Annotated in this window: 28 protein-coding genes and 1 tRNA gene; 22 read left to right on the forward strand and 7 right to left on the reverse strand. The window is 38.0% G+C overall.

All coding sequences use genetic code 11. From position 1 onward, the window contains the following. The 10 genes from BM141_RS12220 to BM141_RS12260 form a co-directional block, all read left to right on the forward strand. Positions 1-341, forward strand: a 341-nt coding sequence (locus BM141_RS12220) for a transposase (protein WP_143090853.1), incomplete at its 5' end; no start/stop codon positions are given. A 51-nt stretch (positions 342-392) separates the two neighbouring features. Then, a complete protein-coding gene (locus BM141_RS12225; protein WP_091545724.1) occupies positions 393-2072 on the forward strand; it encodes an SUMF1/EgtB/PvdO family nonheme iron enzyme in 1680 nt (559 codons plus the stop codon). A gap of 165 nt (positions 2073-2237) precedes the next feature. After that, a complete protein-coding gene (locus tag BM141_RS12230; protein ID WP_091545727.1) occupies positions 2238-2675 on the forward strand; it encodes an HRDC domain-containing protein in 438 nt (145 codons plus the stop codon). Further along, entirely contained in the window at positions 2676-3020 is a 345-nt protein-coding gene (gene avd / locus BM141_RS12235; protein ID WP_091545730.1) for a diversity-generating retroelement protein Avd, read from the forward strand. Then, entirely contained in the window at positions 3008-4024 is a 1017-nt protein-coding gene (locus BM141_RS12240) for a reverse transcriptase/maturase family protein (RefSeq protein WP_091545732.1), read from the forward strand. The genes avd and BM141_RS12240 overlap by 13 nt, the downstream gene beginning before the upstream one ends. After that, the gene (locus tag BM141_RS22600; RefSeq protein ID WP_143090908.1) at positions 4021-4248 is read left to right on the forward strand and encodes a hypothetical protein; all 228 of its coding nucleotides are present in this window, start codon (positions 4021-4023) and stop codon (positions 4246-4248) included. The genes BM141_RS12240 and BM141_RS22600 overlap by 4 nt, the downstream gene beginning before the upstream one ends. A gap of 457 nt (positions 4249-4705) precedes the next feature. Further along, positions 4706-5353, forward strand: coding sequence for a transposase (locus BM141_RS12245; RefSeq protein ID WP_091545735.1), 648 nt, complete (start codon positions 4706-4708; stop codon positions 5351-5353). A 252-nt stretch (positions 5354-5605) separates the two neighbouring features. After that, positions 5606-6505 carry a hypothetical protein gene (locus BM141_RS12250; RefSeq protein ID WP_143090909.1) on the forward strand — a complete coding sequence of 300 codons (900 nt, stop codon included), beginning with the start codon at positions 5606-5608 and terminating at the stop codon, positions 6503-6505. A gap of 25 nt (positions 6506-6530) precedes the next feature. Next, entirely contained in the window at positions 6531-7088 is a 558-nt protein-coding gene (locus BM141_RS12255; RefSeq protein WP_091545741.1) for a hypothetical protein, read from the forward strand. Positions 7089-7408: 320 nt separating this feature from the next. Beyond that, a complete protein-coding gene (locus tag BM141_RS12260; protein ID WP_143090910.1) occupies positions 7409-8029 on the forward strand; it encodes an NADase-type glycan-binding domain-containing protein in 621 nt (206 codons plus the stop codon). A gap of 191 nt (positions 8030-8220) precedes the next feature. On the opposite strand, the gene BM141_RS12265 is transcribed toward BM141_RS12260, so the two are convergent. From BM141_RS12265 to BM141_RS12275, 3 genes are all read right to left on the reverse strand, one after another. Next, positions 8221-10029, reverse strand: a complete 1809-nt coding sequence (locus BM141_RS12265; protein ID WP_091545745.1) for a sodium:solute symporter family protein — start codon at positions 10027-10029, stop codon at positions 8221-8223. A gap of 91 nt (positions 10030-10120) precedes the next feature. Continuing rightward, positions 10121-11191, reverse strand: a complete 1071-nt coding sequence (locus tag BM141_RS12270; RefSeq protein ID WP_091545747.1) for an N-acetylmuramoyl-L-alanine amidase family protein — start codon at positions 11189-11191, stop codon at positions 10121-10123. 95 nt (positions 11192-11286) lie between these two features. After that, positions 11287-11538 (reverse strand): hypothetical protein, encoded by a 252-nt coding sequence (locus BM141_RS12275; RefSeq protein WP_091545751.1) that lies wholly within the window; start codon positions 11536-11538, stop codon positions 11287-11289. A 182-nt stretch (positions 11539-11720) separates the two neighbouring features. On the opposite strand from BM141_RS12275, the gene BM141_RS12280 reads away from it, so the two are divergent. Continuing rightward, the gene (locus tag BM141_RS12280; RefSeq protein ID WP_091545753.1) at positions 11721-12914 is read left to right on the forward strand and encodes a putative sugar nucleotidyl transferase; all 1194 of its coding nucleotides are present in this window, start codon (positions 11721-11723) and stop codon (positions 12912-12914) included. 64 nt (positions 12915-12978) lie between these two features. Here BM141_RS12280 and bshA read toward each other — a convergent pair whose 3' ends face one another. After that, complete coding sequence (bshA, locus tag BM141_RS12285) at positions 12979-14124, reverse strand: N-acetyl-alpha-D-glucosaminyl L-malate synthase BshA (protein WP_091545755.1); 1146 nt, start codon at positions 14122-14124, stop codon at positions 12979-12981. A gap of 146 nt (positions 14125-14270) precedes the next feature. On the opposite strand from bshA, the gene BM141_RS12290 reads away from it, so the two are divergent. The 5 genes from BM141_RS12290 to BM141_RS12310 all read left to right on the forward strand — a co-directional run bounded on the left by BM141_RS12290 (position 14271) and on the right by BM141_RS12310 (position 18035). Next, positions 14271-14456 (forward strand): PspC domain-containing protein, encoded by a 186-nt coding sequence (locus BM141_RS12290; protein WP_221407678.1) that lies wholly within the window; start codon positions 14271-14273, stop codon positions 14454-14456. 106 nt (positions 14457-14562) lie between these two features. Then, positions 14563-15459 (forward strand): 1,4-dihydroxy-2-naphthoate polyprenyltransferase, encoded by an 897-nt coding sequence (locus BM141_RS12295; protein ID WP_091545760.1) that lies wholly within the window; start codon positions 14563-14565, stop codon positions 15457-15459. An 8-nt stretch (positions 15460-15467) separates the two neighbouring features. Further along, positions 15468-16853, forward strand: coding sequence for an HTTM domain-containing protein (locus tag BM141_RS12300; RefSeq protein ID WP_091545762.1), 1386 nt, complete (start codon positions 15468-15470; stop codon positions 16851-16853). 109 nt (positions 16854-16962) lie between these two features. Further along, a complete protein-coding gene (locus tag BM141_RS12305) occupies positions 16963-17358 on the forward strand; it encodes a diacylglycerol kinase family protein (protein ID WP_091545765.1) in 396 nt (131 codons plus the stop codon). A 182-nt stretch (positions 17359-17540) separates the two neighbouring features. Continuing rightward, positions 17541-18035 (forward strand): general stress protein, encoded by a 495-nt coding sequence (locus BM141_RS12310; RefSeq protein ID WP_091545767.1) that lies wholly within the window; start codon positions 17541-17543, stop codon positions 18033-18035. A 79-nt stretch (positions 18036-18114) separates the two neighbouring features. Here the strand turns inward: BM141_RS12310 and BM141_RS12315 are convergent, their stop codons facing one another. After that, complete coding sequence (locus tag BM141_RS12315; RefSeq protein WP_091545770.1) at positions 18115-18705, reverse strand: DUF6134 family protein; 591 nt, start codon at positions 18703-18705, stop codon at positions 18115-18117. A gap of 165 nt (positions 18706-18870) precedes the next feature. After that, entirely contained in the window at positions 18871-19527 is a 657-nt protein-coding gene (locus BM141_RS12320; RefSeq protein ID WP_091545772.1) for a hypothetical protein, read from the reverse strand. A gap of 301 nt (positions 19528-19828) precedes the next feature. Here BM141_RS12320 and BM141_RS12325 point away from each other — a divergent pair, with 301 nt between their 5' ends. The 3 genes from BM141_RS12325 to BM141_RS12335 all read left to right on the forward strand — a co-directional run bounded on the left by BM141_RS12325 (position 19829) and on the right by BM141_RS12335 (position 23858). Further along, complete coding sequence (locus BM141_RS12325; RefSeq protein WP_091545774.1) at positions 19829-20401, forward strand: RNA polymerase sigma-70 factor; 573 nt, start codon at positions 19829-19831, stop codon at positions 20399-20401. A 453-nt stretch (positions 20402-20854) separates the two neighbouring features. After that, positions 20855-21844, forward strand: a complete 990-nt coding sequence (locus BM141_RS12330; RefSeq protein ID WP_091545776.1) for a FecR family protein — start codon at positions 20855-20857, stop codon at positions 21842-21844. A 121-nt stretch (positions 21845-21965) separates the two neighbouring features. Further along, entirely contained in the window at positions 21966-23858 is a 1893-nt protein-coding gene (locus BM141_RS12335) for a carboxypeptidase-like regulatory domain-containing protein (protein ID WP_143090911.1), read from the forward strand. Between the two features lie 330 nt (positions 23859-24188). On the opposite strand, the gene BM141_RS12340 is transcribed toward BM141_RS12335, so the two are convergent. Continuing rightward, positions 24189-24261, reverse strand: a tRNA-Met gene (locus BM141_RS12340). Positions 24262-24381: 120 nt separating this feature from the next. Here BM141_RS12340 and era point away from each other — a divergent pair. The 3 genes from era to hslV all read left to right on the forward strand — a co-directional run bounded on the left by era (position 24382) and on the right by hslV (position 26490). Next, a complete protein-coding gene (era, locus tag BM141_RS12345) occupies positions 24382-25269 on the forward strand; it encodes a GTPase Era (protein WP_091545781.1) in 888 nt (295 codons plus the stop codon). A gap of 18 nt (positions 25270-25287) precedes the next feature. Next, complete coding sequence (locus tag BM141_RS12350; RefSeq protein ID WP_091545785.1) at positions 25288-25842, forward strand: DUF3347 domain-containing protein; 555 nt, start codon at positions 25288-25290, stop codon at positions 25840-25842. Between the two features lie 102 nt (positions 25843-25944). Then, entirely contained in the window at positions 25945-26490 is a 546-nt protein-coding gene (gene hslV / locus BM141_RS12355; protein ID WP_091545788.1) for an ATP-dependent protease subunit HslV, read from the forward strand. Positions 26491-26550: the final 60 nt, after the last annotated feature.

Here is a 26550-nt window from a genome sequence, read left to right on the forward strand (position 1 = left end):
ATGGAGATAAGGGTTATATTACTGCACTAAAAGAAGAATTTGCAGAAAGAAACTTGCACTTAATCACTAAGTTAAGAGCTAATATGAAGAAAAATCAAGTATTAACAGAACCACAAGCCTATTATTTAAGGCATAGAGGATTGATAGAAACTGCTTTCGATGTACTTAAAAATCAACTAAATATAGAACATTCAAGGCACAGAAGCCCTAAAAATTTTCTTATTAATTTGCTGGCAGGCTTAATTGCTTATACATTTTTGGAAAAAACACCAAACATAAAAGCATATCCACAAAAATTAGAGGACAAACAAATTGTATTTATTCAAGAAAATGTAAAATAATTCACGTTAATACTATTTTTCATACTCGCTTTTACGCAAGCGAGGCAGTCCATGCCCGAAAAGCGAGTAGCTCTCTTAATTGGCAATGCCAACTACGCCGGAGAGGCAAAGCTCTACAACCCAATTAATGACGTAAACTCACTCACTACCGCATTGAAGAAGGTCGGATTTGAAGTTACTCTCTTCTACGACCTTTCCCTGACAAACATGAAGAGCAAAGTAGGCGAATTTATCAGTAAGATTACCTCGCTCAAGCAACAAGGGTATTACGTAACTGCCCTCTTTTACTTCTCGGGGCATGGAATGCAAGACAACGGAGAAAACTTCCTCTTCCCCATAGGGGCAGAAGTAAACAAGCCCGCAGACCTCCCTTATGAGTGCTACCCACTCTCTCGCTTGGAAGCCAACCTCAGCCAAAGCAAGGCAGATATGCAGATAATCATGATAGATGCCTGCCGCGCCAACCCCACAGCCAAAAGCTGGACACGGGACTTCCCCTCCATAGACCCCAACGCAGGCTTAACTACCCCCACATTTACCCGAAGAGATAATCAAAGTGCCACTATCAACTTTGCCCAAGCACAAGGCACACTCATCTCCTTTGCTGCCGCCCCAGGACAAAAGGCTCTGGATGGCAGAGGAGGCGAAAATAGCCCCTATATCAGGGCGTTTACTACTGTACTTGACCAATATCCTACCGAAGTCTTAGAAAGTTTTTTCAGAAAAGTAAATGAATATGTAGCCCAATATACCCAAGGCGTTCAAGAATCTTGGAGCACTAACAATGTAAAAGGCAACTTTTACTTCCAAAAACCCGATACCAAACCCGTAACTACCCCAACTACTGACAACAGAGAAGAAAAAGACTACCAACGTGCTATTCAAAGAGATGAAAAAAGCCTCTACGAAACTTTCCTCGAGGACTACCCCAACAGCAAGTACAAAACTGAAATCTCCCAAAAACTTAAAGCCAAACAACAAACCACTAACAACTCATCACTAATCACCAAACAAGACCTCCTCCCCTTCGAGCCTGAAATGGTCTATGTGCAGGGAGGCACCTTCGAGATGGGCTGCACCTCCGAACAGCGAGACTGCTATAATAATGAAAAACCTGTGCATAGCGTAACAGTGGATAACTTTTACATGGGAAAGTACGAGGTAAGCCAAAAAGAATGGGTAGCTGTTATGGGTAGCAATCCTTCTTACTTCAAAGGAGATAACTTACCTGTAGAGCAAGTTTCTTGGGAAGACGTGCAAGAGTATATCAAAAAGCTAAACGCCAAAACAGGCAAAAAATACCGACTGCCCACTGAAGCAGAGTGGGAATATGCTGCAAGGGAAGGAGGGAAAAAAGTCCTCTTTGGCAATGGGAGCAATACCGCAGACCCCAGCCAAATGAACTTTGATGCTTCCGCTTCTTACAAAAAATCGTATTCAGTGGCAGGGACTTATAGAGGTAAAACTGTACCTGTAGATTCTTTTTCTCCTAATAGCTTAGGACTTTACAATATGTCTGGCAACGTATGGGAATGGTGTAGCGATTGGTATGGGGCTTATTCAGCTTCTCCACAAACCAATCCAACGGGTGCAAATACAGGCTCTTACCGAGTGGGTCGGGGCGGGAGTTGGCGCCACAACCCGCGGTCCTTGCGTGTAGCGGTTCGTGTCAACAACTACCCTACGTATCGTCGCAGCAGCATAGGTTTTCGTCTTTCCAAGATGGATTAAGTTTTAGTATTCTTACCTTTTTACCTTTTAGCCCCCAATACAGTAGGTCTGACTTCCTAAGTCAGACACTTTTTTTTGTTTATATATAAACAAAAAAAGGAGCTAATATATTTGTTTTTTATTTTATATATAGTAAATTTATCTCACATATATCATTTTGTATATATGCTGATTCGTATATTTACCTTGCCTTTTGACGAGGTTACGCAAGGTTTTCCTGACCACATCATCGCAGATTTTTGCTTGAATAAAAAAGTGCATGAGGTCAAAAGTCGCTTTTTTACGAGTGAAGGTAAGCCTTACTGGTCTGTATCAGTGCTTTACGACGTATTGCCCAAAGGAGAGGAGAAAATCAGAGAACTGGACGATACGCAAAAAGCGGCATACATCAAGCTCAAAGAGTGGCGCAAACTCAAAGGAGAAAAAGAGGGCTTCCCTGTGTACTTGATATGCAACAATGCCCAGCTAATGGACATAGTTCTGCGAAAGTGCATTACCTTAGAGTCCCTCAAAGACATCAAGGGCTTCGGCAGGAAAAAAATAGATAAGTACGGCAAGGAAATCATAGAAATTATCAAAGCGTTTTATCTACCCGAAAAGTAAATGACAGACAACTTCCAATACCCCATATTTGAGCATTGGTATAAAACCACCGATTGGATTTTGGACAAATGCGACAAAATGCCCAAGCAAACTCGCTTTACGGTAAGTAGTCGGATAGCGGCTTTGACCATAGAAAACTTAGAGCTACTCACCGAAGCGATTTATTCCAAAGCCAAAATCCCCCTACTCCAAAAGGTAAATATGAATTTGGAAAAGTTGCGTATCTTTTTTCGTCTTTCCAAAGACAGGCAATATATGAGCCTTGCCCAATACGAATATGGAATCCAAGAACTCAATCAAACAGGCAGGATGTGCGGAGGCTGGCTCAAAGAATGCAAAGAATAGGAAACTTATATGCTACTTTTTGTAGCTTTGACAACTTGCTTTTGGCATACTACAAAGCCAAGAAAGGAAGCAGGAAAAACCAAGAAAGTGCCGCTTTTGCTTTTCATTTAGAAAAAGAACTGCTCTCCCTCAAAGAAGCCTTAGAAAGCCACACCTATCAGCCTGCCTCTTATCGGCATTTTCAGATTCACGACCCCAAAGAGCGCACAATTTCTGTGGCTACTTTTCGAGATAGAGTAGTGCATCACGCCCTTGTCAATGTGTTAGAGCCTATTTACGAAAAATGTTTTATCTATGATTCTTATGCTACCCGTAAAGGCAAAGGAGTTCATAAAGCCGTTTTGCGTTCTCAAGCCTTTTTACGTAAAAATCGTTGGTTTTTCAAAGCAGATATTGAAAAATTCTTTGATTCTATTGACCATGAAATACTTATACAGATTTTAGAAAAGAAAATCAAAGACAAAAAGCTGATAGAAGTTATCAAAAGAATCATTGGCAATGGAGGCAAAGATGGGAAAGGGCTACCTATTGGCAACCTCACGAGTCAGTTTTTTGCCAATGTTTACCTCCACCCCTTTGACCTTTTTGTCAAGGAAACCCTCAAAGTGAAGTGTTACCTGCGTTATATGGACGACTTTGTATTGTTCAGCCCTGATAAAACCCATCTCAAAATGTGGAGAAATCAAATCCAAAGTTTTCTTTCTACCCAATTAGGGCTTTTCTTGAAAGAAAATGCTTGTTTTTTTAACCAACAGGCAAATGGCTTGAGTTTTTTGGGCAGGCGAGTTTTTCCTGCTATGCTTCGCATCAGAAATGAAAACCTGCGTAGAGTAATTAAAAGGCTTCAAAACAAAGAAACTGCCCTGCAAAAAGGTAAAATTACAGAAGCACAGTTTTTAGAAAGCGTGAATAGTTATTGGGCTTATTTGTCTTATTTTGGCAATTATGAGCTGAGAAATAGTATCTTGCAAAAGGCAGCGAGCAGGAAGGCTCTAACCGAGTGAATCGGGGCGGGAGTTGGAACAACAACCCGCAGAACTTGCGTGTAGCGAATCGTAACAACAACAACCCTACGAATCGTAACAACAACATAGGTTTTCGTCTTTCCAATATGGAAATCTTCTCGATTGCTTGCTTTCAAGGAAGCGAGTACCATGAAATTTTCTATCTCGCTTGCTGTCTTGCGTGCCAAAAACACCAAATAAACCCAACCTTGTGCTGTGAGTAGTAGAGTTTTTATCGAAAGTGGCACAAGGTTCTCTGTACCCAACTACCCCTGTACCCAACAGTTTCCAACTGTTGGGATAGATTTTTTACCTATTTAGAAAATAGGTGCTACATACCCAACAGTTTCCTAACTGTTGAAATAAAAAATACTTCGTTTTTTCATCTACTTAGGAAAGTAGGTGTTACGTACCCAACTACCCCTGTACCCAACAGTTTCCTAACTGTTGGGATAGGTTTTTTACCTATTTAGAAAATAGGTGCTACATACCCAACAGTGTACAACTGTTAGAATATATTGATATAAAAAATACTTCGTTTTTTCACCTACTTAGGAAAGTAGGTGTTACGTATCCAACTACCCCTGTACCCAACAGTTTCCTAACTGTTGGTATTGTAAATATATTTTTTTACTATATTTATACACTTGGAAAGTGCATACTACAATCAAAGTAAGTACCATGATGCAAAATACTGATTTTTATAGAGCAAAACTCCCTCATTGGCAACCACTTGGCGGTACTTTCTTCGTAACTTACAATCTTAACGGCTGCATACCCAGAGAAGTATTTGAGCGGTGGCAAGAGGATTATGAAATAGAAAAGCGAGCCATTTTACAAAAAAATCCAATTTCCCCTATTGAATTGGACAACCTCGATAAGCGTTATTTCGCCAAGCGAGACAAATACTTAGATACTCTACAATCTGGCAATCACTACCTCAAAGACGACAGAGTCGCCAAAGTTGTAGCTGACAGTTTGCATTATTGGGACAACAAACGGATTGAGTTATATGCCTATTGCATCATGTCCAATCATGTTCATGTTGTTCTCCGTTTGTTAGGAGATGATGAAGCTGAAAAAGTGATTTATTTGCAGACCTTGATGCACTCCATCAAACTCTTCTCCGCAAGAAATTGCAACAAAATCTTAAACTTGTCAGGACAATTTTGGCAACATGAAAGCTATGATAGGCTGGTACGTGATGCTGATGAATTAGATAGGATTTTGTTTTATGTGCTTAATAACCCAGTGAAGGCAGGTTTATGCTTGCGAATAGAAGATTGGAAATATTCCTACATTAAGCCTGACTACAACCAATACTTTTAACTTTTACCCAACCACCTCTGTACCCAACAGTTTCCAACTGTTGAGATAGATTTTTTACCTATTTAGAAAATAGGTACTACATACCCAACTGTTGGTATAAATATGATTTGCTTTCCACCTACTTAGGAAAGTAGGTGTTACGACATATTAGATACTACATCGAAAATTCAAATAGGGTCTATGGTTTTTCATTAAAAAGGTATTAACTTTGGGATAAGGTATATTCTTTATAAAATTGTATCGTCATTACTAATGAAACGACTTTATTTACTTTTGTGCTTTTGCTTTATGTTTAATTCCTTCCTTGCTCAGGGGCAGGAAATATTTACTCAACAGGACTCTGCTTTTTTTGCTAACCAAAAAGCGGATATGAAGGCTTGGCTTGTCCAAGTAGGCATAGATAGCCTCAAAATCACAGATATTCGTATTCAGACAGTACCAAGCTATGTAATTTTACGGGTTTATGCTTTATCACCTGAGGTATGGATAGCTTTGCGAGAAAGCTACCTATCCCAATACAAGCGTAATTTGGAAAAAGATATTTTTGAAAAATTTGTTTTTCTATGCGAAGTAGAAGCAAAGCAAGCGCTGCTTATCATAGAAGAGCCTACTGAAAGTCTGAGTAAGTTTGAGGTCAAAGCAGGACTTGACCCTGATAAAGACTACAGTTTTAATATCATTGAACATAATAAGCCCAAAGTTGCTCATGTAGAGAAATTCCAACTGCCTGCTGCTAAAATCATTCCACCTAAGGAAGCAACCTCGATAGATGATTTTGAGGTTGCTCGATTACGTATTATTAGTATTTTACGCCAATATTACGCTAAGAAAGGGACTTGGTTCGAGCAGTCCAAGTTTGATGTCAAAGAGTCCATAGACAAGCAGGTCAAGATTATCATTACTAATCTAAGAAATGAGATGCTCCATGACCTATTTTTCGGTCATTTTGAGCGAATAGAACTGCGCTTTTACCTTACTAAAGAAGTAGAAAAAGTATTATTTGAGTGCATGATAGATGGCAAATATGGCACTTCCATTTTGCTTGCGCCTCGCAGTGATTATCACTACAAAGATATGGGCATACGTTACCAAAGCTACATTAATGATTATGCTTTGAAAATCAAGTCGTTACTGTATTATGCCTTAAAATGAATATTGACCTATAATCACTAAAAAAATGCAAAGCAAACATTTTATATGGGCAAATATCACATGGATAGGATTATTTGCTCTTTATCAAATATTTAGTTTTGAGCCTGACGAAGTGATTGGGGTACTACCTTGGATAGGGTTGCACACATTCTATTTTTTTATCTTAGTCAAATTTATAGCTATTTCTGCTCGTTTAGTTGGTGTAATTTGGATTTATGCCATTTTATTGATATTGATTATATCTTTCCATAAGCTATTAGGATTCATTAGCATAGAAGAAATGAATTATGGTATAGGTCTAATAGCCTTACTCTTTGGTTTTTATTTGCTAAGTCAGAGTCATCTTTTGAAAAAATATATCCAGCCATCGCCACCAACACCTGATGTTCTTGAGGGTTTAAGAAAAGTTTTAGTTCACATAGACAATGCGGATTTGGAAAAGGCTTTTGCTACCTTAGACCACATAGGTGTCCAAAATTCTACCTTCTCCAAACTCAAAAAGGAGTTTATTAGCGGGAAACAGGGATTTGATTTTGAAGACCGATTCAAGACAGCGATTAATGAATTAATCCATAGTCAATAACTTCGTTTGTAATTATGACCATGAATCCAAACTGACAGATTCATTTATGAGAATCAACTTGTTATATTATACTTTTTAGCAGCTTAGAGAAAATTTTAATTAAATCAGTAGAAACCTAAGCTAATACGTTACCATTTTTCTAATATGAGCAATTCTTTGATGTAGCTTGGGATGGCTTAGATTTGCTTTTGCTCTCTACAAAAATAGACAAAAGGTTTAGGTTTTCCTTAGCAAAAGAAAAGTTTAACAAATAGACTTGTCTGAGCGAGATTTTTATAAAAAAGGCTTAACTTTAAATCACAATCCAAAGACCAATTTTTATGAAAATCCTTATATTTCTATTATTGTGTTTTTACTTTTCTTTGAGTTATGCCCAGCAGTTACCTATTGTCAAAGCCCAAGCTACTCAAAAAGAGCGTTATTACGACTGGATGCTGGAGAAACCCAAACCCGGCGATGAGGGTCCTGACTTTTGGGTAACAGGCGATTGTTCTGAATTTGTAAACAGTCCCCAAGCCTCCTCCACCTTAGCCTCGCAAGGGAAAAATAGCTACCAAGCTAAAAATATCGCTGATGACGACCCTACAACTGCATGGGTAGAAGGGAAAGCAGACTACGGCATAGGGGAATACATAGAATTTAAAACGGTATTTTTTTATACTTGCTGTATTCTTAATGGCTATCAGAAGGATAAAAATACTTGGGAAAATAACTCCAGAGTAAAAAAACTACGCGTGTTTATCGAGGGCAAACCCATTTTTGAAGTAATTTTAGAAGACAAGATGGGCATACAAAGTTTTGCTTTCCCAGAACACCTCAAAATAGACCCTAAAAAAACAGAAACAGGGGGAACAAAAGTAAAAATGCAGATTTTGGAAGTGTATGAAGGCAAAAAGTATAAAGACGTAGCTATTTCAGAGATTTTTTTTGCTGGTTGTTAAACCCGAACAAGATTAGTTTGCGAATTATTTAAGTGAAAAAGCATTATTATCAATCTTTTACATCTGACAGGTTTGCGAAACCTGTCAGAGATGAGTATAAAAATCAATTTAAGTAAAAAGTAGTATTTACACGCACTTTTATCCAAATCCCTACCTCCAAAAGGAGAAGGGGACTTTAAGTAGCATAACTTTTATGACTGCCTCGTATTCAGTTTTCCCCATACTTTAAAAATAAAATATCCGCAAAGCAAAGCAAGCAAGGAAAGCCCAATAGCAGGGACAGTATTTCCGTAAATCCATGAACCTGTGGCAAATAAAGCACTGTATATAGTGATAGAGCCTAAGAACACACAAAGCAATTCTTTGGCAATGCCTCTGCTGTCTTCCTCCGCACTTTTTATGGGTGTGCCTTCTGCTTCAGCTTGGTCGACTACTGCTTTCCAACCTACTCCTCCTGGTCGTGTTAATTTGTAAAAAGAAATCAAGGTTTTCATGTCGGTTGGGCGAGTAGCCAGTGCTACACTTACCCAAGCAAGCGTAGTAATAAGTACACCTATGCACAACTGCCAATGGCTTTCTAAGGGAGAAAATCCCAATACTTTTTCGTGTATAAAATGGAAATACAAGGCAATGAGGAAAGAAACAACCATAGCCGTAATTTCACTCCAAGCATTGATGCGCCACCAGAACCAGCGAAGAATAAAAATAAGTCCTGTTCCTGCGCCTATTTGCAAGAGAATATCAAAAGTTTTCAAAGCACTTTCTAAGGACAAAGCCAGCAAAGCCGCCAAAGCCATCAATACTATGGTAGAAATTCTACCAATATTCACCAGTTGTTTTTGAGAAGCATGGGGATTGATAAAGCGCAAGTAAAAGTCATTGGTGATATAAGACGAACCCCAATTTAACTGCGTAGAGATAGTCGACATAAAAGCGGAAATCAAAGAAGCAACTACTAAGCCCATTAAGCCCACAGGCAGATAAGTAAGCATAGCGGGATAAGCTAAGTCATTGCCTATTTTATCATCAGGAATATGGGGGAATTTTTCTTTGAGGCTTGCCAAATCGGGAAATACTATCATAGAGCAGAAAGCAACAATAATCCAAGGCCAAGGGCGCAAGGCATAATGTGCTGCATTAAAAAACAAAGTTGCACCTATGGCATGTTTTTCATTTTTGGCAGAAAGCATACGCTGGGCAATATACCCACCCCCGCCGGGCTCCGCCCCTGGATACCAAACGCTCCACCACTGCACCGCTAAGGGTATGATAAAGAGCATGATAAGATTCTTAGTATCTGAAAAATCAGGAATAAAGTTGAGCTTATTTTGTAAATTGGGTTGTGCAAGTAGGTTATCCAAACCATTGATTTGAGGGAGGTTAAGCGCAACTATCGCAGCTCCTATAGAGCCAATCATCGCAATAATAAATTGGAAAAAATCGGTATAAAGCACTCCTTTAAGCCCTCCTAATGAGCTATAAATGACAGTAACTATGGAAGCAATCAGCAAAGTTTGGACAGGGCTGAGGTTGAGCATTACGCCTCCTATCTTGATAGCGGCAAGGGATACACTTGCCATAATCATCACGTTAAAAAATACGCCTAAATAAATTGCCCTAAAACCGCGAATAAATGCAGCTTCTTTCCCACTATACCGTAGCTCATAAAATTCTAAGTCAGTGATGACTTTTGAGCGTCTCCAAAGTTTGGCATAGATAAAAACGGTAAGCATACCCGTAAGTAAAAAAGCCCACCACACCCAGTTTCCTGCTACTCCGTTTTCTCTGACAATATTGGTAACTAAGTTGGGGGTATCCGCAGAGAAAGTAGTCGCTACCATAGATACGCCCAGTAGCCACCAAGGCATATTACGCCCTGAGAGGAAAAAATCTTCCGCACTTTTGCCTGCATCTTTGGCTACGGCAAGCCCAATGGCTATGGAAAAAATAAAAAAAGCACCAATGATTGCCCAATCAATCCAAGAAAGTTCTAATGTCATATTTACTATTGAGTTTAGATTCGAGTTGGCAAGCTAAATAAATCTATTTGGAAAATGAAAGGAATAGTGAAAATTTGTGTATGCCATTTCTTTACCTATTCAACTTAATAATAAAAGCATCTTTAAATCCTCTTTTTCGCACATACTCCATCAAAGTCAGGGCATCTTCTATAGTATAGACATTCCCAACAGTATATTTGTAGAAAAAACTACCCTTTTTTTCTTCATTTTTGATTTCATCTATCTTCATGTCCAACTTTTTAAAATCTGTATGATTAGTAGGAATAGGCTTAGGCGAGGCAGAGATTTGGACTTTGTAAACTACTTTTTCGTCTTTGGGTGCTTTGGCACGTGGGGGAGTTTTTTCTTCTTTGTAGTTAGCTAAGACAGCACTATTTGCATTTTGGGTATCCTGCTTTGCTACTGCTTTTTTATCCTCTTCTTTTTCCTTAGCAATGAGTTTGTAGCCTGATTTTGTCAAAAAATTTCTTATTCCTCTGTAAATCGCAGAAGATACTATCTCCTGACCACTTTCAGAGTTCAAAAACTCCTCCTCCTCTTTGTGCGAAAGGAAGCCTGTTTCTATCAATACTCCCGGCATAGTGGTATATTGGAGTACATAGAGGTTAAAACGGCGGTCTTTGGCATTGAAAAGCCCTTTGGAGTTGCGTTTGGCACGCGTGGTAAACTCTTCGTCTAACATCTGTGCCAGCTTGGTGCTTTTCGGATAAGTAAAGTCGTGTACGTGCATTTGCGTACCTGATACATCTTTTTTGTGGCTCGAGTTGCAGTGAATACTTACAAAGTAGTCTGCTTTGGCTTCGTTGGCTATGGCTACTCTCTGCTCCAAACTTATTGTAATATCTCTTTTTCGAGTATAGATAACCTTAATGTTTTCGTAGTTTTCATCTACTAACTTCCCCACTTTCAAGGCAATATCTAAGGTAATGTCTTTTTCATTTTTAAACTTAGGACTGCTCCCTTCTGTACCGGGGTCTATGCCCCCATGCCCTGCATCTATAACTACTTTGACTATTTCTGTTTCATTACTTGCTTTCTGATTGGCGTTTTTAGCAGTCGTATCTATTTTGGAGTTAGCATTTTTTTGGGCTTTTACGCTCGCAAAAATACCAATCAGGCAAACTATCATCAAAAATCGCATACATTAATAGGTTTTAACAATGATAGAAAGATTACTTGGCAAATATTAGAAAAAAAAACTAAAATTCAAATAAATTGATAATCAATCGTTTATTTTTACAGGTCAATACCTAAATCTTCTAGTAAAAATCTCCAGTCATCTTGGCTAATATTTAATTTTTGAAGGAAAACCATAAAATCTTCTTCTGAATAGACTTGGGAATAGCTCATCGCTTCGTCAAATTCTATGAACTCAAATAGATTATCGGCGTATGCTAAACCAAAACCTACTCGTCCACGCCTTGCAAAAGTTTGCCCATTTTTGAGAGCATCAATAATTTTTTTGATTTGAATTTGGGCTAAGTACATGCGAGAAATAGGTGATTATTTGGGCTAATTTAGCAAATAACTCTGTTAAACTTGTACTTTTACAAGTAAAAATGATTTGATTGGGCTACAATATTGTGAAAATGAGAACAAAGTCCTATCTTAGCAAGGTTTTTTGTATGACTTGATGCTGAACAAATTTTAAACCTTATCTTTCAAAAAGAATGAACCTAATTTTTTTTGATACGCCAACTCAACATCTTGACCTCTCTCCACTTACTTTGACTCGTCCTTTGGCAGACTTGCGTATAGGTATTTTGAAAATTGCAGAAAAGTGGAAATATTGGTTCAGCGAGTATTTTGGAAATCAAGACATTAAAGTTTCCTTTCTGACCCCCAACTACCTAAGTACAAAGTTCCCACTCCAACATGATACAGATAATTTCTACATTAATGGAGGGCTGCTTCCTAACAAAGAAATTACAAGACAAATTTTTCAACTTTTTCATAATGAAGTCATTAGTAATGAACAACACCTGCTTGCGGCAAGAACAGATAAAATATTCAATAGCTATGAGGCTTTGGTAGAGGGCATACCTGTTCTCCAACAAATGAATGAAGATATTACCATTATCAGCCAACTTTGGCACATATTTGAGCATAATAGAAACCAGATTATTGCTGATTTTGAAATGATTACAAAAGGTAGAAAAAGCCAGCCTATTACAGACCCTCATACTATTGCTTACGCTAAAGATAATATTTTTTTAGAGGAAGGAGCAGTAGTCAAAGCCGCAATATTAGATGCTGAAAATGCCCCGATTTACTTAGGGAAAAACTCTTTGGTAGAAATTGGGTGCATAATAAGAGGGGCTTTCGCCCTTTGCGAAGGAGCATCATTGAACTTTGGGGCAAAAATGCGGGGCGACACTACGATTGGTGTTTTCTCTAAATTTGGAGGAGAAGTAAGCAATGTAGTAGTGCAAGGATATAGCAACAAGGCGCATGATGGCTATTTAGGCAATTCGGTGATTGGGGAGTGGTGTAATATGGGAGCAGATACGAATAGTTCTAATTTGAAAAATACCTTTAAACCTGTTAGCATTTGGAACTATCGCTTCAAAGACTATATAAATACAGAAAAACTGTTTTGTGGCACATTTATGGGCGATTTTGTACGGTGTGGTATCAATACCATGCTCAATACAGGGACGGTCATAGGCGTTGGAGCAAATGTTTTTGGTGCAGACTTTCCCCCAAAGTTTGTACCTGATTTTGCTTGGGGGGGAGCTGCGGGTTTTGTCAAAACACAATTAGATAAGCTATTTGAAACAGCAAGCGTCATGAAGTCGCGCAGGGGGCAGACTTTGACAAAGGAGGACAAAGCTATTTTGACTCATCTCTACGCATCGAGCTGATAAATAGGACACAGATTTAATCACTAAAAATCTGTGTTCCAAATTGGGAAGTAGATAGTTAGAATTAATAAGCTACCTCAGTTTTCATGCTTTTAGCCAATACTTTTTCATAGACAGCCTCGTACATAGGTCTAATTTTATCCAACTCAAAGTCTTTGGCTCTGGCAAGAGCATTTTCTCTAAAGCGAGGTAAGTTATTGTCATCTAAGATGATGAGCGCATTTTTTACCATGTCTTCTATATCTCCTACATTGCTCAAAAACCCTGTAACACCTTGCACGTTCAATTCAGGCAACCCTCCTGTATTAGTAGAAATCACGGGCACTTCGCAAGCCATCGCCTCCAAAGCCGCCAAGCCAAAACTCTCTTTCTCAGAAGGCATAATGAATAAGTCAGCTACAGAAAGTACCTCCTCAATAGCTTCCAATTTTCCTAAAAATCGTACATCGTCCAAAAGATTATGCTCTTGACAGAAAACTTCTGCTTTGCGTCTTTCGGGACCGTCGCCTATCATAAGCAATTTGGCGGGAATTTCTTTACTCAATTTACAAAAAACGCTCAGTATATCGTCTATCCGTTTTACTTTTCTAAAATTGGAAGTATGCACTATGATTTTTTCTCCATTAGGGCTGATTGCCTTTTTGAAATGGTCTTTTTTCTGTTTTTTGAAACGCCTCAAATCTATAAAGTTAGGGATTACATCTATTTCTTGGGTAACAGCAAAATGTTCGTAAGTATCTTGCTTGAGGCTTTTAGATACTGTCGTTACGCCGTCAGATTGGTTGATGCTAAATGTAACTACAGGCTCGTAGCTTTCATCTTTGCCTACCAAAGTGATGTCAGTTCCGTGCAAAGTCGTAACTACAGGAATATAAATACCTTCTGTTTTTAGAATTTGCTTAGCCATATAAGCTGCTGAGGCATGAGGAATGGCATAGTGAACGTGTAGCAGGTCTAACTGTTCGTATTTGACTACATTGACCATCTTGCTTGCCAAAGCAAGTTCGTAAGGCGGATATTCAAATAGTGGATAGGTACGAATATCTACTTTGTGATAGTAGAGATTGGGGCTAAAAAAGTCTAAGCGAGTAGGCTGGTCGTAGGTAATGAAGTGAATTTCATGCCCTTGCTCTGCCAATGCCTTGCCAAGCTCGGTAGCTACTACGCCACTCCCGCCAAAAGTAGGATAACAAACAATGCCTATTTTCATTTTTTTTAGGATATTGGATATGAAAAAATTATCAGATTTTACGTAAAAAAATGTATCAAAATTTCTATCATTACGTATAACAATAAAAGTCAAATTAATTCACAGAAAAACTAAAAATTTAAACAAAATTTAATCCTTAGTGTATCATGAACATAATAAAATCAGAAAAAAACAAGATGATAGCAGGGGTATGTGGAGGACTTGGAGAGTATTTTGGCATAGACCCTGCCATAGTAAGAATAGGCTTTGTAGTTTGCTTTTTTTTAGGCATTGGCTTTCCTGTAATTGCTTATTTGGTGCTTGCTTTAATCATGAAAAGGGAAACTTGGTAAAATAATTATTTGCCACTTTTGTATTTTTTCTCACTTTTTGCCATACTTTTTTTCTTAATTTGTGTTTTGAAATCAGACATTTTAAGAAAGATTAAATCATACAACAATGAATATTAAAGTATGGCTAAGTGCTTTCCGACTTCGTACCTTGCCTTTGGCACTGTCTTCTATTTTCATGGGAAGTTTTTTAGCTGCTGCACATGGAAGATTTGAACTAAGTATTTTTATTCTGGCAGTACTAACTACTATTTTCCTTCAAATATTGTCTAATTTGGCAAATGACTATGGGGACTCGGTGCATGGAGCAGATCATTCAGAAAGACTGGGACCGAAGCGTGCTGTTCAGACGGGGAAAATCTCTCCCCAAGCTATGAAAAAAGCTATTTACATTTTTATTGGCTTAGCTTTACTCAGCGGGCTGAGTCTAATTTGGACGGCTTTCAAAGACAACTTATCTCTTTTCTTTATATTTTTGGGATTAGGCATAGCCGCTATTATAGCCGCTATTACTTATACAGCAGGAAAAAAACCTTATGGATATGCAGGGCTGGGCGATATTTCTGTGCTGATATTTTTTGGTTGGGTGGGAGTAATAGGCACTTATTTTCTTTACACACATCATTTTGGCGTTTGGATACTCTTACCTGCTACAAGTTGCGGGCTTTTTGCCGTAGGTGTACTGAATATCAACAATATCAGAGATATTACCTCAGACAAAAAAGCAGGAAAGCTATCTATTCCTGTCAGACTTGGGAGAGAAAAAGCTGTCTATTATCATTGGGCATTGCTGTCGGTGGGTTTTTCTTGTGCGATTATATTTACTGCTTTGAACTATTACAGTAACTATCAATGGCTTTTTCTTATTACTGCCCCACTTTTCCTTATTAATGCAAGAGCTGTCAAGCTGTATGAAGAACCTGCTCGCCTTGACCCTTACCTTAAACAAATGGCATTAAGTACCTTGCAATTTGTCATTATGTTTGGTGTAGGTCTTTTGCTCTAAACGAAAAGATGAAGTGGCTGTTTGCTCCTGTTTCTCCTGTCCCTTTAGCAATATTTCGCATTGGATTCGGCACGTTGATGCTTCTAAGCACCATTCGCTTTTGGCTAAAGGGCTGGATTGAAGAACTTTACATCAAGCCTAAGTTTTATTTTGCCTATTATGGATTTGAATGGGTAAAGCCCCTGCCTGCTTATGGCATGTATGTATTATTCTTTTTAGTGGGCTTGTCTGCCTTGCTGATAGCTTTGGGCTTTTTCTATCGCATTTCAACCGTCGTATTTTTTTCTTCTTTTACCTACATCGAATTGATAGATAAAACCAACTATCTGAATCACTATTATTTGATAAGCCTGTTGAGTTTTTTATTAGTTTTCCTTCCTGCTCATTGCCGCTTCTCGGTAGATGCTTGGCGTAGCCAAAAAGTTTACAGGAAAGAAATACCTTCTATCTATTTGATAACTATTCAATTGCAGTTAGTTATTACTTATTTTTTTGCAGGAGTTGCTAAAATACATGCTGACTGGCTCTTAGAGGCTCTGCCTCTAAAAATATGGTTATCAGTAAAAACGGATTTGCCCGTTGCAGGGTGGTTTTTGCAGTTTCCTGAAACAGCCTATATATTTTCTTGGGCTGGAATGTTTTTTGACCTTTCTATTGGCTTTTTGCTATGGTGGAAAAAAGTACGAAGGGTTGCGTATCTCTTTGTGCTTATTTTTCATGTACTTACAGCTATTCTTTTCCCTCAAATAGGTCTATTCCCTTATATCATGATAGTCAGTACTTTAATTTTTTTCTCAGAAAAAGATTGGCAGTCCTTAGCCAAAAAGATTAATGAACTTCTTTTTTTTCATTCATCTTTTCAGAATAGAAGCTATCAACCAAATATAAATAAAGAGCAAAGATTAGAAACTACCTCGCTACAGCCATCACATTTTTTAGTGCAATACAAAGTTCTCAAAACTATTTTGTTTCTTCTTTATTTTGCGGTTCAGCTATTTTTGCCTTTTCGCTATTTGCTGTATCCCAATGATTTGTTTTGGACAGAAGAGGGTTTCAGATTCTCTTGGCGGGTCATGCTGATAGAAAAGACAGGGATTGCTTTTTTTACTGTTAAAGACGCTATATTAGGGAAAAGCATAAAAATCAATAACCAAGGCTACCTCACCCCTTTGCAGGAAAAAATGATGAGTACCCAACCTGACATGATACTCCAATTCGCTCATTTTTTGGCAAATACTTATCAACAAAAAGGTTTGCGAGAACCAGAGGTCTTTGTAGAGAGTTATGTTTCTCTCAATGGACGAAGTAGCCAACTTTTTATTAATCCTCACACAAACTTGGCAAAAGAAAGGGAAAGTTTTGCTCCTAAGCACTGGATTTTAGTTAAAAAATAGAGATATACCTATACTGTAAAATAAATCGTTTATTTCTGTCTAATTTTGTACTATCAGCAAGGAAATTTTAGCTTTGCTTTCTCTTAGGATAAATAACATCAAAACTACTATGTCTTTTCTTTTCAAATATGGCATTAATCTGCTCAAAATGCTGGGAAGTTTTATTTTTGCGTGGAGAGGCATTCGCATCACGGTCAAAGAAGAAAATAACATGAAAGTCCATGCGGTTGCGGCTGTGCTGGTCGTAGGTGTAGCTTTTTTTTTCCAAATTTCTATGACAGACTGGGCGATTTTACTGTTAGTGATAGGCATGGTTTGGACGGCGGAGATTTTCAACAGTGCCTTTGAGCGTTTGGTAGATATGGTTTCACCAGACTTTAACCCCAAGGCAGGCATTATCAAAGACATGGCGGCGGGAGCGGTGTTAGTAAGTGCTATCGTTGCAGTTGTGGTTGGCGTGCTGATTTTTTGGAAATATGTAGCGGCATGGGTAACAAGTTGGTAAACTGTTACTTACCAATTAGCTTGTTGCTTTGTGTGAAGTTAAAATTGTTGGTAGGTAAAGGTCAGATTAAATCTCTATTAGAAAATGCCTTTGATGACTTTTATCATTTATTTTCCACTTAGCGTTTCCTATCTTTGATAAGCAATAAAAATTTATTTTCATCAACACTAACCTCGTACATCATGGAAACACTCAATTCAACAGTAGGTATTTATAAATCTCATAAAAAAGCAGTACAAGCAGTAAAGGAACTTCAAGAATCAGGTTTTCCAATAGAAAAAATCTCTTTGCTTGGCAGTGCCAAAATAGAAGATGACCACTTGCACGTCATTGACAATGAAACTATTTTTGATACCGTAGCCGCTACAGGCTCAGTATTAGGGACTATCTTAGGAGCATTAGCAGGAATGAGCATCATAGCCGTTCCGGGAATAGGTTTGCTCTACGCCGCAGGAGCATTAGTAGGGGCAGTAGGCGGGCTTTCTATCGGTTCTATTAGTGGAGGCATTGCTGGGGCATTGCTTGCCTTAGGAGTTGGGAAAGATGGCATTTTACTTTACAAAGAGCATTTGAAAGAGGGCAAGTTTTTAGTGGTAGTGCATGGAACGCAAGACGATGTGGACAAAGCACATGAAATTTTAGAAAAGACAGAATATCACGAAATCAATAAGCACTAAGTTGCTCATTTTATTAAAATTTAAGCCTGTTAGTATAGAAAAACTAACAGGCTTTTTGAATCATAAGTAAGCAAACTATCTACCTTACCAATACAAACCTAATTTTTTTCATCATTGTGCTGGTTTGCATTTCCTTGCAAATACCATTTTCGTATAAGTAATAATTTTTATCTCCATTAGGCAAAGTTAGCTCGTATTTGTGAGAGGCTATCTCTTTGATAATACCAAAGTTAGCGTGCCTTTCCATAAAAATCTGTCTTACTTCCTGTGGCTCGTGGTGATAAAGCATAGCAACGCTGTAATAAATAGGTTCTTTTACTATTTTTTTTATCTCATCTTTTTTTATTTCGTATTGATTATCAACAAAGAAAGTTTTTGTACAGCCCTTTATCTTGCCATTTACTTTCTCATTGGCACAAGCCTCCCAAAGTTGATTTTGGCGAAACTTGCTTTCAATGGTACTGCTAATCTCCCAAAACATAAAATCAATCTGAGTTTTCATGCTAAAAACACACTCCTGCTCGGCAGATAGGATTTTTTCCACACACAAACTTCCTGCTTGCCTGTCCCCAATCCAAATTAGGTATTGCAGGCGGTTTGTTTCTTTTTTATGAGGCATGAAGGCTGTCAATAAAATAACCATCATGCCGTTGAAAAATAATTTAGTCATCGTATTTTTAGCTTTAAGTATTTATTTTCTACAAACCACCTTATCACTTTTTTATATTGGCACAATATCAATCATTTAGTTTTAGGGCAAACCCCTGCAAGGCAACTTTTTATTGCAGAGATTTGCTTTTATAAATAATTGGAGAATAAGACTTTAAAGAGATTGCTAAAATTTTCCAAAAGAAAATCCAAACTGCAAAGTAGGTGCGCTTAGGTCTTTGTTGGGGTTGATACTAAAGGTTTCTTTACCTGACATGAAGCTATAGCCCACTCCTGCAAAAGCCTGCATCCAGCGAAAAACATTGACTTCTACGTTTAGCATAGGATTCACCATGTAAAAAGCTTGGGAAACTTCTGCATCATGGTAGCGGCTATTGTAGTACTTTTCATTAATCATAAACGCTCCTCCTATTTTTGTGCTAAAATTGAGGTGAACCAATTTAGTGGGGAAAAACTTGTAACCAATCAGCCCTCCAGTTTGAATCAGGCGAATGTTGCGATTGTCCGTAGTAATGCTGCCATTGCCCAAAGTGCTGATGTCAGTGGGAGAGAGCGAGGTCATACCATAAATACCAATATAAAAACTACGATTGAAAAGTAATCCGCCTTCTGCACCAATGGAATAAAAACTACGTATCTTGTCATTTTTAGCCAAATTTACCTGATTGATTAGCGAGCCAAAACCCGTAACGCGAGACTTGCCAGAGAATAAAGTCTGTATTCTTTCGCTGTCTTGGGCATGAGCAAAGGAAGCCACAACGAGTAGATTAAGAGCAAGGATAAAAATTTGATTTTTGACGAAAAAGTTTTTTAAAGTTTTCATTGAATTAAAAAAGTTTAAGTTTTCTATAAATTAATTTGATGATGAAATAGTAGCATTTTACTGTTTTCATTGCTAAGACAAATCAAGATGTACTTACCCCTATGCCTCCTGCATTTTTTTTGAAAATAATTTTTCTTGGTAAACTCAATAGGGGTAAAAGCCTTTTCGCTTGTCTTAGAGATATAGCAGGAAAGTTGTTTTTTGAATCAGAAAAACTAATTTTGTGGTATGTAGTGAAATGCTCTGTTAGGAGTTATAAAACTCTAATAGCGATTTATACTACTATTTTAAAACCTCAAAAATGCAAGCTACTGATTCCACAATTATTACTGCTATCCAAAAAGGTGATGAGCGAGCTTTTGAAAAGATTTTTCGCGAGTATTATGAAAAACTTTGCCATTATGCCTATTCCTTCCTTAGAGATATGGACGAAGCGGAGGAGATGGTGCAGGGCATTTTTCATTACTATTGGGAGAAGCGGGAAAGTCTGGAAATTACGACTTCTCTCAAATCGTACCTCTACAAGATGGTGTATAATCGCTGTCTGAATGTGAAAAAACACGAAAAGGTAAAAGCAGAACACCAAAAGCATACGATGGTGGATTTTCGTCAAAGTCCCAGCTATGCTTCTGACGTAGCAGAAAGACAGGAACTTGAAAAACAAATAGATAAGGCAATAGAAAGTCTGCCAGAGCAGTGCCGCCTCATCTTCAAAATGAGTCGCTTTGAAGAACTGAAGTACAGCGAAATAGCCGAACACTTGGGCATTTCGCCTAAAACAGTGGAGAATCAGATGGGAAAGGCTTTAAAGCTGCTAAGACAACAGTTGATTGAGTATTTGACGATTGCGCTCTGGGTAGTTATGAATGTATAATTAGGAATCTGGAATGAATACAAATTATAAATGATGAATTATAAATTATTGTTTTTTAATAAGTTATAAACTAATCAAAGTTCCAGAGGGATGACAGCTTTGTAGAAATTAAGGTTGTAACATTTTGATTAAAGTCCCAGAGGGACGAAACCTATTTTGACCATTCCCTTTTGCTATGCACGTGATAACACGTGTAGAGTGGGAATAGATAATATTTTATGTGAAAACACATGAAATACAAATAATTATGATATATGTATTTCTTGTTTTTAAATCGCTCTTGTTTTAAAGGTATGATTCGATCTAATATGGACTGCGGTAACAGTGGCTTTAATTTTGAATTATTAGCCAAATGATTTGATGACAGCAAGTTTTAAAAATATAACAAAAAATATTGTTAGTGAACAATTAGCAATATTCTAACTCTCAACCTTTTAAATTTACTTTTAACCATTGGAAAAACAGACACCCATAGTAAATGACGACCTGATTGCCAAGTTTTTGGCGGGAGAGGCAGATAATACCGAAAGCGAGGCGGTGAATGACTGGATTTTGGAATCAGAAAAGAACGAAAATTACTTTTTTGAGGCTCAAAAGACGTGGGAGAAAGCAAGTAGGAGCAGGAACTTCCGAAAGGTTAATACTGATGCCGCATGGCAGAAGTGGCAAAGCAAAGAGGCAAAAGTGGTGCAGCTAAAACCTAAGCGAACTGCTGTACCTTTCATGCAAATTGCCGCCGCAGTAGTGCTTTTGCTTGGGGTAAGTACAATTTGGTATTTAGTTACTAAGCAAAATATTGAGCAAGTAGCTTTTGTTACCAAAGAAAAGGTAGATTCGCTTTTGTTGGCTGACGGTACGCAGGTTTTTGTAAATAGAGAAAGTAAGATTACCTATCCCAAAGAGTTTTCTGGGAAAAAGCGTAGGGTAAAGTTGGAAGGAGAAGCCTTCTTCCAAGTCCAATCTGATAAAGAAAAGCCTTTTGTGGTAGAAACACAAAGTACTGAAATTCAAGTAGTAGGTACAGCTTTTAATGTAAAATCTACCTTTGCTCTCCAAAGGACAGAAGTAGTTGTTCAGGAAGGAAAAGTATTGGTCAGAAGCGGCAAAGATAGCCTTTATCTGAACGCAGGAGAGCAGGTTACAGTAGAAAAAGATAAGATTCAAAGAAAAGAAAGCATACAAGATAAAAATTTTCTTGCTTACAAAACACGCTTATTAGTTTTTGAGAAAACAAGTTTAAATGAGGTAATCGCAAAGATTAATGCCTTGTATGCTACAGAGATAATTTTAAAAAATAAGGCATTAGGAAACTGCCCCATCACAGTTACTTTTGATGATGCAAGTATAGAAGAAATCATAGATATTATTACACAAACGCATCAGGGCTTGCGGGTAAGCAAGGAAGGAAAGCGTTTTGTTTTTGAAGGAGAGCGGTGTGAGTAAATGTTTTTGGCTATATGAGTAGGCTTTCTAATTGGTTTTTATAGATTTGCAAGAATTTGCATATCTTCCTCACTTAACTTACGCCTTTTTAGCTGTGAGAACTCTTTACGATGCGATAAAAATGTTCAGACTTTATATTGTTATCTTGCTATTATTTTTTTGTTTTCTATCACCATCCAATACCTTTGCCCAAACTTCTATTTTAGAAAAAAATATTTCTTTGGAAGTTCGTAATGAGCCTATTAGCGAGGTACTTAAAAAGATTTCCCAACAAGGTAACTTTATTTTTTCTTATAATCCATCAGTCATAGAAGTAAGTAAGACTGTTTCGTTCTCAGCAAACGCAAAGACCATCAGGGAGGTTTTGCAGCTTATTTTCCAAGAAAAAGTAAGGTACAAGGAAAAAGGAAAATATTTGATTTTGCAAAGAGCAGAAGAAGATGAAAATAGCAAATATTTCTTTATCTCTGGCTACGTGCTTGACTACCAAACAGGGAAAAAACTTGCCCAAGCCAGTGTATATGAGCCTCTTACTTTTGCCTCAGCGGTAAGTAATGAGTATGGTTATTATCAAATCAAGTTATTAAGCAAGCAAACACAAGTTACCATAAAGGCAGTAAAACAAGACTATCAAGAGCAAGATTTGGTAGTAGAAACGAAAAAAAATCAAAACCTCAACATCATTCTTTCGCCCCAAACCACCAATGCTATCCAAGTAGCTGAAATTCGTAAGCAAGATAGCCTTACGATAAGGCAAGCAAACCCCAACCTACCCGATTCTATTGTAATCCAAATGGTAGAGATTAAGCAAAAAGAAAGAGAATCTTTGGCAGCACGCTTAAAGTCTTCATTATCCAACTTTCTTACTTCTGCCAACCAGAAAATTAATGCTCTTAATATCAAAAATGTGTTGAGCAAAGAGTGGCAGGTGGGTTTAGTACCTTACCTAAGCACCAATCAGTTGATGGGAAATACAGAAGTGGGCTTTTCTCTGAACCTAATTGCAGGTAATAATGCGGGGGTAAAAAAAGCAGAACTGGGCGGTGTAGTTAATATAGTGGGGAATAACGTTGAGGGGGTGCAGGTGGCAGGCGTACTCAATCTGGTAGGAAAACAAGTAAAAGGCGTACAGATAGCAGGTACGGGTAATATCGTAGGTGGAGAGGTTGGCTATATCCAAGCGGGAGGACTATTCAACATTAATAAAGGCAGCATGACAGGAGCGCAGATAAGTGGCTTATTTAACTTGAATGCAAAATCGCAGATTGGTTTTCAGGCGGCAGGCTTATTCAATTCCAATGGGAAAGAAATAGGCGAAGGCATACAAGTGGCAGGTTTGTCCAACTTCCAATTTGGAAGATATGAAGGTGTCCAAATCAGTGGCTTGCTTAACTTTGTATCTGGCGAGTTTGAGGGTGTGCAAATAAGTGGGCTTGTGAACTATGCCAAAAAAGTAAGTACGGGTGCTCAGATTGGTGTTTTTAACTATGCTGATTCTGTGGGTACTTTGATTCCTATTGGTTTGTTTAGCTATATCCGCAGAGGAGGCTATCACCCCTTAGAGTTCTCTGTCAATGAGATGGAATTTACCAATCTTACTTTTAAAACAGGAGTTAGAAAATTTTATACCATACTCACAGTAGGAATGCAACCGCACCAAGTAGCCAAACGCTTGTGGCACTTTGGTTATGGCGTAGGCACTTACTGGACTCTGAACAATAGCTTGGCGGTCAATTTGGATTTGACAGTGCATCAAATTAACCAAGATAGCTTTAGCCGATATGTGAACCTGCTTAATAGGGCAAGCCTTGCTCTGGAAGTGCGAGGCAGGTGGCTTGGGTTTGCTATTGGTCCTGCTTGGAATCTTTTGATTACAGATACAAGCAACCCTAATTATCAAACTATATTTGATGACTTTCCTCAATTTTCGCTTGGCAAAAACGAAACTGTAAATTCAGGATTTAGGGTAAGGTCTTGGGTAGGGTTGCAGGCGGCAGTAAGAATGGGGAAGTGAGTGAAAAATTTTTGTCAGTGCAGAAATAATAAAAAAGGTTTTCTGACACTTTCTGTGTAAAACTTATGTAACCGATGGACTTTAGTGTGCCATTAACTAACACCTTAGGTGTACTATTTTTGTAGGAAATAATGAATAAAACCGCGTAGCGGTGGCATATTTCACGCCTACAGCGTTGCTGTATGCTGGATTTGCTCTTTTCTACAAAGATGACAGCCCTACGGGCTTAAAGTTACACATGGTATTGTTCATTGGCTAACTTCACAAAAAGTGTCAAAGAACCATAAAAAAACCCTTACGAAAAAAATCGCAAAGGCTTTTTTGGATTAGTGGCGGAGGCAGGACTTGAACCTACGACCTTCGGGTTATGAGCCCGACGAGCTACCAACTGCTCCACTCCGCAATATGGAATATTTGAAACTGTTTTTGTGATACATTTTCAAATAGTGGTGCAAAGATACAAGGATTTATTGTAAAAAGCAATAACTTTGTAAAATTTTTAAAAAATAGAGAAAATTGTGGCATGGAAAAAGTACACAAGGCTGGTTTTGTGAATATCATTGGGAAGCCTAATGTAGGGAAGTCCACGCTCATGAACGTGATGGTGGGCGAGAAACTCTCCATTATTACCTCTAAGGCACAGACCACGCGACATCGCATCATGGGTATTTTGAATGGTGAGGACTTCCAAATAGTTTACTCAGATACACCGGGCATCATCAACCCACATTATGAATTGCATAGAGCCATGATGCAATTTGTGAATGTTTCCTTAGAAGATGCTGATGTTATTCTCTTTGTTACGGATATTTTTGAAAAGTACGATGAGGAAGACGTATTAAAAAAGTTAAAAACTATCTCTGCCCCTATTTTGTTACTTATCAACAAGGTGGATTTGGCAAAGCAAGAACAAGTAGAGGAAAAAATTGCTTACTGGGCAGAGGTTCTTAATGCCAAAGAAATTATCCCTATTTCTGCTTTGAATAATTACAACATAGAAAAAGTTTTTGATAAAATTTTGGAAAAGCTGCCAGCACATCCTCCCTATTACCCCAAAGACGAACTGACAGACCGCTCAGAGCGTTTTTTTGCTGCAGAAATTATCCGAGAGAAAATTTTTATGAACTATACGAAAGAAATTCCTTATAGTTGCGAAGTAATTGTTACTTCTTTCAAAGAAGAAGAAAGCATCATTCGGATTAGTGCAGAGATTTTAGTAGAAAGACCTACGCAAAAATCTATCGTGATAGGGAAAGGAGGGGAAAAACTCAAAAAAGTAGGCACAGAGGCACGAAAAGACTTGGAAGAGTTTTTCCAAAAAAAGATTTTCTTAGAACAGCACGTCAAAGTAGAACCAGATTGGCGTAATAAAAAGAATAAGTTAGTATCTTTGGGCTATATTCAAACATAACCTTATAAATTTGGAACTATGAAAAAATATATTTTACCAATCTTCTTTGTTTTCACCGTATTAGCCTTTAGTGCTTGTGGGAGTGGACAGCAAGAAACCTCCCAGGAGGCAAGCCAAGCACAAAAGACCACCAAAATTAAGTTAGAAGTTCCTAACTTTGATACTACCAAAATTAGCAAAGCCGACGTAGAGGCTATGATTAATCCGTACCTATCTTTGAAAGATGCTTTTGTAGCTTCTAATGCAGAAAGGTCGCAAAAATTGGCAGAAGAATTAGCTAATGCCATTCAAAATGAGGCACTTCAAGCCGTCAAAGCTGATGCCCAAGCTATTCAACAAAGCACTGATTTAGAAAGTCAAAGATTGAGCTTTTATCAACTCTCCGCTAAGATATTCTTTTTAGTAAAAAATATTGGTGGCAACAAAGAACCACTTTATCAGCAGTACTGCCCTATGGCATTTAATGACCAAGGTGCTTATTGGCTTAGCAAAGAGAATAAAATCAGGAATCCTTATTTTGGAGATGAAATGCTCACTTGTGGGATAGTGAACGAGGCTTTGGCAGTAAAATAAGTGATATAGCATTTTACCACCCCTCAAACTACATAGCTCTAACTAAGTACACAAGTATCTTAATGTAAACAACGCTTAGATTTTTCAAAGAAATAATATACAATGACAACACCAACCATTCATGCCACCACTGTTTTAGGCATTATACACAATGGGGAAATCGTTATCGGGGCAGACGGACAAGCAACTATGGGGGCAACTGTAGCTAAAAGTAATGTTCGCAAGGTCAGAAAACTCATGGACGGAAAGGTTGTAGCTGGCTTTGCTGGAGCTACTGCTGATGCTTTTACCTTATTAGAAAAATTTGAGGAGAAACTCAATGCTTACGGCGGCAATCTTCGCAGAGGAGCGATAGAGTTAGCCAAAGAATGGCGTACTGACCGCTATCTCAGGCACTTAGAAGCAATGATTATAGCAGCAAATGCCAATGAGATGCTCATTATTTCTGGCTCGGGAGATGTTTTAGAGCCAGACAAGCAAGTAGCCTCTATTGGGTCTGGCTCTATGTACGCACAAGCCGCTGCTTTAGCCCTCAAAGCCCATGCTCCTCACTTGACAGCAGAGGAAATGGTCAAAGAGGCTTTGACTATTGCAGCAGATATTTGTATCTATACCAATCACAACTTTATTATAGAGAAGGTGAAATAACGATTATACTTTATTGATTTTTATTTATAAAGTTTTGACTATTAGGCATTTTACTATAAA

Source organism: Thermoflexibacter ruber (assembly GCF_900113045.1).
Taxonomy (GTDB): Bacteria; Bacteroidota; Bacteroidia; order Cytophagales; family Thermoflexibacteraceae; genus Thermoflexibacter; species Thermoflexibacter ruber.